Source organism: Psychrobacter sp. AOP3-A1-26, from assembly GCF_052378235.1.
GTDB lineage: Bacteria > Pseudomonadota > Gammaproteobacteria > Pseudomonadales > Moraxellaceae > Psychrobacter.
Genome location: NZ_JBQSXN010000014.1, coordinates 46021 through 52020, shown reverse-complemented (window position 1 = coordinate 52020; position 6000 = coordinate 46021). Strand labels below are relative to the sequence as shown.

The 6000-nt window shown below is 41.6% G+C and carries 5 protein-coding genes; 4 read left to right on the top strand and 1 reads right to left on the bottom strand.

The genetic code is table 11. The features are described 5' to 3' along the window. The first annotated feature begins 359 nt into the window (after positions 1-359). Entirely contained in the window at positions 360-848 is a 489-nt protein-coding gene (gene bfr, locus ACT3TU_RS04320) for a bacterioferritin (RefSeq protein WP_192524009.1), read from the top strand. Positions 849-899: 51 nt separating this feature from the next. Beyond that, on the top strand, positions 900-1382 hold the full coding sequence (gene bfr, locus ACT3TU_RS04315) for a bacterioferritin (protein ID WP_192524008.1): 483 nt from the start codon (positions 900-902) through the stop codon (positions 1380-1382). A 179-nt stretch (positions 1383-1561) separates the two neighbouring features. Here bfr (ACT3TU_RS04315) and ACT3TU_RS04310 read toward each other — a convergent pair whose 3' ends face one another. Further along, positions 1562-2938 (bottom strand): DHA2 family efflux MFS transporter permease subunit, encoded by a 1377-nt coding sequence (locus ACT3TU_RS04310; protein ID WP_192524019.1) that lies wholly within the window; start codon positions 2936-2938, stop codon positions 1562-1564. A gap of 358 nt (positions 2939-3296) precedes the next feature. On the opposite strand from ACT3TU_RS04310, the gene yghU reads away from it, so the two are divergent. Both yghU and ACT3TU_RS04300 read left to right on the top strand, forming a co-directional pair. After that, the gene (gene yghU, locus ACT3TU_RS04305; protein ID WP_192524007.1) at positions 3297-4154 is read left to right on the top strand and encodes a glutathione-dependent disulfide-bond oxidoreductase; all 858 of its coding nucleotides are present in this window, start codon (positions 3297-3299) and stop codon (positions 4152-4154) included. 504 nt (positions 4155-4658) lie between these two features. Then, positions 4659-5930, top strand: a complete 1272-nt coding sequence (locus tag ACT3TU_RS04300; protein WP_225735149.1) for a DUF1176 domain-containing protein — start codon at positions 4659-4661, stop codon at positions 5928-5930. The last annotated feature ends 70 nt before the right edge of the window (positions 5931-6000 follow it).

Here is a 6000-nt window from a genome sequence, read left to right as displayed (position 1 = left end):
ATAAATACATTCAATATTCCGCACTTATCCTTAGCTTATTATACATAAAGGGTCAGTTGCGAGCGTCCACATAACCTTACTGAAACACTCACTTTAATCGCATCAATCCATATTGCTAGGCGTTGGGTTTGCCGTTACTACTGACAACGCTAGCTAATTATGATTCTCAACTAGCATCTTATTCTTAGTTCATAACATTACAAGCCGTATAACCACTATATGCTACTATATCTAGCTAACGTTGTAAGAGGTTTTATTGCCTTTGATCCTTACCGATCAGTTTACCAATAAAGCTATCTTTATATGCGTAATTATGAATGGATGGTCATCTGTAAAATATAAATAGGGGAGTATAGGTTATGATAGGTAGCCAAAAAGTCATTGATTATTTGAATTTTTTGTTGGGTGGTGAGCTTGCTGCTCGAGATCAATATTTCATTCATTCAGAGATGTATGCTGAGTGGCATTATGGAAAACTATATGATCGCATCAACCACGAAATGGAAGATGAAACCATGCATGCTCAGGCGATTATCCGTCGTATCCTGATGCTGAGCGGTACACCAAAAATGAGCGTCGATGAAATAAAAGTCGGCTCTACTGTTCCTGAAATGCTGCAACTTGACCTTGATCTAGAATATCAAGTACAGCAACATTTAAAGGACGGCATCGCGATTTGTGAAGAAGAGCACGATTACGTCACGCGTGAGATGCTGGTTGAACAGCTAAAAGATACTGAAGAAGATCATGCGCATTGGCTTGAGCAGCAGCTGCGTCTGATTGACATGATTGGTCTACCCAATTATCTACAAAGCCAAATGGCCGAAGTCAGCCCAAATCTTATTTAATATGACAAAACTATGTGGCTTATTACATTATAATAGATAAGGAGAGACATCATGAAAGGGGATAAAGAAGTCATTCGCAGCTTAAACAAAGTGCTTGGACAGTCGCTAATTGCGATTAATCAGTATTTTTTGCATGCGCGCATTGCACGTCATTGGGGATTAGAAGCCCTTAACGAAAGTTTCTATAAACAGTCTATCGCTGAGATGAAATGGTCAGATGATTTGATCGCACGAATCTTGTTACTAGGTGGTTTACCGAATTTACAAGATTATGGCAAGATGTTCATCGCAGAAGACGTGCCTGAGATGATTGACTGTAATCTGCGTTTAGAGAAGCAAAAGTTTGCCATCATTACCGATGCCGTCACGCTATGTGAGACACAGTCCGACTACGTTTCTCGTCAGCTATTGGTCACTTTAAAAGATGGTAATGAAGAGTATGAAGACTGGCTCGAGACGCAAGAAGACTTGATTGAAAGCATTGGCGTAGAGCGCTATATTCAATCGCAAATGAATGATGATGACACGCCTTAATTTTTAATTAATGCAGTGCTCATACTGATTTTATGGGCATTTATATCATCTAAAATGAGTCTTAAAACTTGCCAGCGTGTGATAGGTTTATACCCATTCACCCGCTGGTTTTTTTGTGTTTAAACCCTTTGTTTAAAATTGCATTTACACTTATATTGATACTTACATTTATATAAGCATCAATATAAGCCGCGACCGTCTTCGGGCTTTAATCGCAAAAAATACAATCCTGAAAGTATCGTCAAAATACCCATTATCCAGTACGTGGTCTGAAACGCAGTCAATGTATCCATCTGCAATCGCTCACGTAAGATATTCAGTACTGCGGCGCCAAAAGCAATACCAAAGCTGATGGCAAGCTGTTGATTGACCGCCATCAAGCTATTACCACTACTGGTCTGTGTACCTTCTAAATCGCCAATAGTAATGGTATTCATCGCACTGAACTGCATAGAGTTACAAGCGCCCATGATGGTCAATATTGGAATAAACCACAGCCACTGGGATGCGTCCGTAAACTGCGCCAAGACAATAATGAGTATGCCTATTAAACCGGTATTGATCACCAATACTTTACGGTAGCTAAAACGCTGAATGATTTTGCTGACCCAAGGCTTGATACCTATCGCACCAACCGCAATAGGAGCAAGCAGCCAACCTGCCTGTGACGGAGAGTACTCAAACACCACTTGTAATAATAATGGCAATAAAAATGGCACCGCGCTGATGCCAAGGCGGGTAAATAAGTTGCCTGTAATGCCAATACGAAAGGTGCGGATATCAAATAAGCTGAGTGGAAATAGCGGGGTTGAACGGCGTTTGGCATGCCAGACATAAGCACCTATCAAAAGGCTCGCGCCTAAACCAAGCATTAACCCATAAAGCCCGCGACCTGTCTGTGAACCAAACTCTACTGCAAGGGTAAAACCGCAAGCGGCAGCCGCAAACAATAAAAAACCCATCCAATCCAGCCGTTTGGTATCCTCAAATAATGCGGGCACCAGTTTTTTACCCATAAAGAACCCTACAATACCCATAGGGATATTAATCAAAAATATCCAATGCCAACTGGTATATTGTACGATATAACCACCCAGTACTGGCCCCACCAAAGGCGCAATCAAGGCAGGTATTACCGCAAAATTCATCACTGTTAAGAGCTTGTTACGTGGATAGGACTTAACCAATATCAAACGCGCCACAGGCGTCATCATCGCCCCACCAATGCCTTGTATCACCCGTGAGCCAATCAAAAAGTCTAGCGTTGGTGATGCAGCACACAATAGCGAGCCAATACAAAAGATGATAATCGCTACTAAGAATACGCGGCGTGTGCCGTATTTATCCGCCAAAAAACCGCTGATGGGAATAAATATCGCTAAGGTTAAGGCATAGCTAATAACTGCCCATTGCATTTTTAGTGGTGATTCACCCAGCGCTTGTGCCATTTGCGGCAATGAGGTATTTAAAATAGTGGCGTCTAAGATTTGCATAAATAGTGCTACCGCGAGTACATAAGGTAGGTATTTATCTTGTGTCGGGGTTAGGGTTACCATATTGACGTCACCATATTTAAGACTGTTATTATTTAAAAGTTGCATCAGGCACTCACAGCCACAGCGCCTCTTAACACTTGGTTAAAAAACCATCTCTAAAAAACATTAATTGTGCGTAGTATAAAAACAACTGCTCAGTAGTTAAAGAGCGGCAAAGTAACGGTATACGCCTAACACTCAAGGTAGCGATTTTAAAACCTCATAGGCTACTTATAAGATAGGTTACAAGACAGGACTTTAATACAGTGGGTAATCCTCGTTATAGTAGGACGGTCATGCTGAGAACCACTGTATTGATTTCAATCACATGTATTTAAATTCTCTTTAATAAAAAAACAAAAGAAGAATAGGTAATATTATGAGTAATGATAATAGTCCATCTAATAACAATTCATCTAATAAAAGCACAAGCGGCTACACACCACCCAAAGTCTGGACACAAGACAAAGAAAACGGTGGTAAATTCGCCAGTATCAATCGTCCTACAGCTGGCGCGCGCCATAACAAAGAGCTACCAGTAGGTGACGCACCGTTACAGCTGTACTCACTGAATACCCCAAACGGGGTAAAGGTAAACATGCTACTAGAAGAGCTGGCTGAGCTGGGTGTCAAAGGTGCAGAGTACGATGCGTATCAAATCGACATCTCCAAAGGAGATCAGTTTGGCTCAGGCTTTGTGGCCATCAACCCCAATTCAAAAATACCAGCCTTGGTCGATCACTCTAGTAGTGATACCGGTGAGCCTATTGCACTCTTTGAGTCTGGTGCTATCTTAATCTATTTAGCAGAAAAATTTGGTAAGTTTATACCTATGACGCAAGGTAAAGCACGGGCAGATTGTCTGTCTTGGGTTATGTGGCAGGTAGGCAGTGCGCCTTTTTTAGGCGGGGGTTTTGGACATTTCTATGCCTATGCCCCAGAACCATTAGAGTACCCAATCAACCGTTATACGATGGAAGCCAAACGTCAGCTCGATGTGCTTGATAACCATCTAAAAGACAATAAATATATGTGTGGCAATGCGTCCGAAGATTATAATATTGCTGATATGATTGTCTGGGCATGGTATGGGCAATTGGTGCTTGGCAAGCTTTATGATGCAGCAGAGTTCTTACAAGTTGATGACTATAAAAACGTGCAGCGTTGGGCGAAGACAATTGCTGAACGCCCAGCCATCAAACGTGCAATGGATCTTACTCTAAAACCAATTGATTGATAGGGTTAGATTATATTCAGGATGGTATGTATAAGACTGCTAGGCGACTTGCTTATCAGTCTTATTTTTTCAACTATCATTCTTTATTTCTATATGGTTATACTAGGGGCTGTATAGAATTCATCTATTAGGACTGCTGATCGCTAAAATAATTCCAGACTAGGCGTAAATCGAAGGTAATGTCGAGACCTTAGCTAGATTTACAACAACGTCTGGGGCGATTTTAGCATCAGTCCGAAGGAACAGGACTATTTTTTGCCACTTCATAGCCAAAACTATCGCGCTTAGAATAACTAAACTTACTATTTTTGGCGTCGAATTGCCTAAAAAATAGTCTCTGTCAGTTCCTTAGCTGAATTCTATACAGCCCCTAAAATAGCGGTATATTTTTATGATTACATAATGATACATTGTTATAATAGTTAGAAACATTAATACGTTAACATAGCAGATACTACTGTTATGAACAGGTATTCATACTACTCTTATTGATAGGGGATGATTATGAAGGATGGCAACCATAAGCTCATAAATCTGTCACAGAGAGCAGGCAATGGCGACCTGTATTTTGCGAGTGCCAAAACCACAGCCATTCAATACCATCAATATATGGACGTCAAAAAACACTCAACATTGTATGAGATGATTCACTTAAAAAATAATGCTAAAAAAATAAAAAAGACACCTTTAATAATGATAAAAAACAAACTGTTATATCCTATATTTGCCATCGTAAGCACGGCTTTATTTAGTACAGCGAGCATGGCAAATGCCAGTATTGAGCTTACCAGCCATGATTGGCAAGTCGCCTGTGACAATACTGGCACTTGCCGGCTGGCAGGTTATCAAGCAGAAAACAATAGTGAGTTCCCCATATCGGTATTGCTGGTACGCCGTGCAGGGGCAAATGCTGGCGTGGATGGTAAGGTAAAGCTTGGCGGGGCAAAAGAAAGCTCTTCTAAAGCTTTAATGCAGCTGGGTAATCGACATCGTATATCATTGTTTATCAACGATAAAAATTATGGTGAAACCAAACCTTTCTCAGCAACAGCGGGCAACGCTGAACTAACTTCAACACAGGTAACAGCACTGTTGGACGCGCTAACTAAATCGAGTAAGATTGAGCTGGTATTGCGTAATTCACGCTGGCAGCTTTCTGATAAGGGTGCCAATGCTGTCATGCTGAAAGCAGATGAGTTTCAAAAACGAGTGGGGACCACCAGTGCTTTAATCAATGCTGACAGCTCCGTTAAATCTAGTAATGGGGTGCTGTTACCTAAGGCTGCGCCGTCTTTAAGATTTGTCGCACCCGACCCTCAAGCCCCCTCTAAGAATAAGAAGAAATTTGCCATGAAATCGTCGCAACTGGCGGCCTTGATGAAGGGCACTATGAAGGATGCGAGTAGTGCATGCCCAAGCCTGTCAGATAAGTCACCATGGCGTGTCAGTCGTCTAAATAGCTCACAGCTGTTGGCACAGCATGACTGCTGGACAGGCTCTTATAACACAGGGACGGGCGTTTGGGTCATTAACGACAGCAAGCCTTACAACCCCACACTGGTGACTACTGATGCCACAGATTATGATGATGGCTATCTAACTTCTGTACAAAAAGGTCGCGGTATTGGTGACTGTTTAGCCAAGGTTAATTGGGTATGGACAGGGAAAGCGTTTGAAAAGAGCCATGAAAGCACCACTGGACTGTGCCGTATGGTCGAAGCAGGCGGCGCATGGCAGCTACCAACCTATGTTACAGAAGTTAAAACGACACGTTGATTTTTAATATAACCGTCAAAATGATGCCTATTTACACAATAACTAGAAAAATAGTTATAGATAGTTATTT

What these genes read in the sequence shown, in the direction of transcription:
- bfr (WP_192524009.1), top strand. Translation starts at nt 360, where the DNA reads ATGATAGGTAGCCAAAAAGTCATTGATTATTTGAATTTTTTGTTGGGT.
- bfr (WP_192524008.1), top strand. Translation starts at nt 900, where the DNA reads ATGAAAGGGGATAAAGAAGTCATTCGCAGCTTAAACAAAGTGCTTGGA.
- ACT3TU_RS04310 (WP_192524019.1), bottom strand. Translation starts at nt 2,938, where the DNA reads ATGGTAACCCTAACCCCGACACAAGATAAATACCTACCTTATGTACTC.
- yghU (WP_192524007.1), top strand. Translation starts at nt 3,297, where the DNA reads ATGAGTAATGATAATAGTCCATCTAATAACAATTCATCTAATAAAAGC.
- ACT3TU_RS04300 (WP_225735149.1), top strand. Translation starts at nt 4,659, where the DNA reads ATGAAGGATGGCAACCATAAGCTCATAAATCTGTCACAGAGAGCAGGC.